The sequence below is a fragment of the Thermococcus sp. ES12 genome, from assembly GCF_012027515.1.
Lineage (GTDB): Archaea > Methanobacteriota_B > Thermococci > Thermococcales > Thermococcaceae > Thermococcus > Thermococcus barossii.
On the sequence record NZ_SNUP01000018.1, the window covers coordinates 1 to 566 of the forward strand.

General features: G+C 40.3%; 2 protein-coding genes. One reads left to right on the forward strand and one right to left on the reverse strand.

The window, feature by feature from the left end; translation table 11 throughout:
• Positions 1-360 (forward strand): methylmalonyl-CoA mutase family protein (locus E3E37_RS10765; RefSeq protein ID WP_240921979.1); only part of this gene is annotated, 360 nt, incomplete at its 5' end.
• A gap of 2 nt (positions 361-362) precedes the next feature.
• Here E3E37_RS10765 and E3E37_RS10770 read toward each other — a convergent pair.
• Positions 363-566, reverse strand: a 204-nt coding sequence (locus tag E3E37_RS10770; protein WP_167717337.1) for a hypothetical protein, incomplete at its 5' end; no start/stop codon positions are given.

Below are 566 nucleotides of genomic sequence, written 5' to 3' on the forward strand. Positions count from 1 at the left end.
TACATCCAGAAGGAGATTGCTGACTCAGCCTACAAGTACCAGAGGGAAGTTGAAGAGAAGAAGCGCATTATTGTTGGTGTGAACGAATTTATCGTGGATGAACCACTCGAAGTAGAAATCCTTAAAGTCGATCCAAGCATCAGAGATAAACAGATGGAGAGATTAAAGAAACTTAGAAGTGAACGCGATAATAAAAAGGTTGAAGAAGCATTGGACGCATTGAGGAAAGCCGCTGAGACCGAAGATGAGAACCTAATGCCATACATCATCGAAGCCCACAAGCACCTTGCAACCCTTGGTGAGGTTACTGACATCCTCAGAGAAGTTTGGGGTGAATATAGGGCCCCATTGATCTTCTGATTCTATCCAATTTTCTTTTCTAAATATATCACAACAGCTAAAAGCACTACTAAGCCTAAAATCAAGAGATAAATTTCTTTTGAAGTTAATTCACTTACTTCTGGCCTTCCCCTAGATACTTTAAAGTGGATGGTTATGTTTCCCTCTCCAACAACAGCTATGGCCACAAAATCTTCATAACTCCTTATCCCAAACTCTCCTTTTAT